Origin of the sequence: Novipirellula rosea, from assembly GCF_039541335.1 — a bacterium.
GTDB classification, from domain to species: Bacteria; Planctomycetota; Planctomycetia; order Pirellulales; family Pirellulaceae; genus Novipirellula; species Novipirellula rosea.
The window spans coordinates 1-2,303 of record NZ_BAABGA010000059.1; the positions used below are offsets into that span (position 1 = coordinate 1).

2 protein-coding genes are annotated in these 2,303 nt (G+C 50.8%); both read left to right on the top strand.

Annotation, left to right across the window (positions count from 1 at the left end; all coding sequences use genetic code 11):
- Positions 1 to 87 precede the first annotated feature (87 nt).
- Positions 88 to 1,236, top strand: a complete 1,149-nt coding sequence (locus ABD971_RS22535) for a tyrosine-type recombinase/integrase (RefSeq protein WP_345325788.1) — start codon at positions 88 to 90, stop codon at positions 1,234 to 1,236.
- A 559-nt stretch (positions 1,237 to 1,795) separates the two neighbouring features.
- Positions 1,796 to 2,303 (top strand): recombinase family protein (locus ABD971_RS22540; RefSeq protein ID WP_345325790.1); only part of this gene is annotated, 508 nt, incomplete at its 3' end.

The following is a 2,303-nucleotide window of genomic DNA, read 5'->3' on the forward strand; positions in this document are numbered from 1 at the left end:
CTCGGTTCCCAATCACATTGTCGTCTGTCTCTTTTTACAAGTCAATTCCCGGCGGCAACCGGGGCAACTCTGAAAGGTCAATTGAAAATGGCAAGGAATCGAAAATCACGTCGCCAGCAGCATGGATCTGCATGGCACTGGAAACAAACGGACTGCTGGTACTACACTCCCTCTGGAACCAAGAAGCGGCAAGCTCTGTTTGACGAGGCTGGTGAGCGTGTTCGTGGGAAGGACAATAGAGAAGTCGCACAGTTGGCGCTGGCTCGGATCAAGTTGGCTGAAGAACTGTCGCCAGCGGGGCCGGTCAAATCGCGAGAATGGACCGTTGCACAGGTTTGCGAAATCTATTTGAGTGATCTGACGAAGACTGCGTGCCCAGAGTGGGTTGTGCAGTGCAAATACTGGCTGAATGACTTCTGCGGGTACTGCGGCGCGCTGACGGTGCATGAACTTAAGAAGAAGCACCTGAGAACCTGGCTCGAACGACACAAGACTTGGAATAACAACACTCAGCGAAATGTGATCGGATGCGTGAAAGCGGCATTCAACTTCTGTTGCAAGTTCGATGACCTCGATGCGAATCCGGTATCGAGCTATGAAAAGCCTGCAGCAACCGCTCGGGTGACTTGTTTCAGCCCTGAGGAGGAAACGCAGATCTATGCGGCAACAAATACTGCCCATGCGTTGTTCTTGAAGGGGTGTATCTTGACGGGCGCGCGGCCCTATTCCGAACTGGCGGTCGTGACGGCGGACCATGTTGTCGAAACACCACACGGGTTGTTCTATTTGCTGAAGGCGCGGACTCCGGATGGTAGTTTCGGGCATAAGGCGGCTAAGAAGACCGGAAAAGATCGGAGGATCATGCTTTGTGACGAAATGGAGCAGATTACTCGGCGACTAATTTTGGCGTCACCGAAGGGATCAGGCGTTCCGTTGTTTCGGACGATGCGTGGGAAGCCTTGGAGTCAGTCAAATGGCGTTCAGCAATTCAGTTCGCTGAAGAAGAAGCTGGAACTTGCCGAAGATCGAGTGACTTACACGTGTCGGCACACGTTCGCAAAGCGAACTTTGTCAGGTTACTACACCGGCAAACCAGCCGGCATCGAAGTGCTGGCCGGTTTGATGGGTAACACGCCGAAACTTTGTTGGGATCACTACGCTCAGTGGGCTGACGACTACAACGATCCGCTTTGGGCGGCACTTGGAAAGACGAAGAAGAAGCGAAAAGCTGGTTGATTCGCCACGAGATCGAAAAGGTCCGATCAAGACTCAGGATTCAGTGGACTTTTTGCTAAATTGGAGCCGTTTTTGCGTCATATAAGATAAGGCAAACAGCTTATCTCTCATCGAACCCGCTCAAGACAATCGCTCAGCTAAACTGAACCCAAAAATGCGGCATATATGATGTGTAGTGTTATGGCGATCATGCCAGTTTTTAACGTCCGGTGCGTGCATTGAGCTAAATTAACGCCCGAAACGCGGCATATTACTTGAGGGATGTTTATCCATTGAACATGTCTAAAAGTCTCTACTGAATTTCACCAACGCTCCGTTTTCACGGAGCGTTGTCTTTTGCGCACAAATCGGGTTGCCGAATTCTGGTGAGCAGCCTGCCCACAGAAAATTATCGCTCGCAGATTGATTGCGTTACTGATCTCACGGAACGCTGGGCGCGTTGCCCACGTGCGTCCGCTGGATCATCTTCACAGGAAGCAAAACAATGAACCATGATCTTTCTAGAATGGGTGCGGCTAACGAAAAACTCACCCGGAACGCAAGTAAGTGGTGGTCAGAAATGGCTGCCGTCCATCATCTTGATTTGAAAGGATTTGATCCCGAAGAAGCTCTTGAAACACGGATCGTCTGGGCAACTACTCACGGGTATGACATCGGTACGATCTACTCTCGTTTCAGCACTAAACTGCAACATTCAACCGATGACCAAGTTCGGGAGAACATCCAATGGGCCGCAAAAAACCACATCTATGTTCCATCTGAGTTGATTTCCCTTGACGAAGGCGTCAAAGGCAAACGCATGCAACGTGCCGGTCTGGATCGCACCAAAGCAATTCTTCGTTCTCGGCAAGCCAAAGTCTTGTTGGTTTACAAGGCGAGTCGATTGTTTCGACAGGCTGGCAAAGGATACCAGTTCATCAACGAGGAGGTCGTTGAGGAAGGACTGCGCGCGGTTAGCGTGTCTCAGGGTATCGACACCAATGATCGTAAGACTTGGAAGTTGCAGTTGCAGATCCACGGGATCATGGACGACATGTTACTCGATGCGATTGCCGACCATGTTCGCT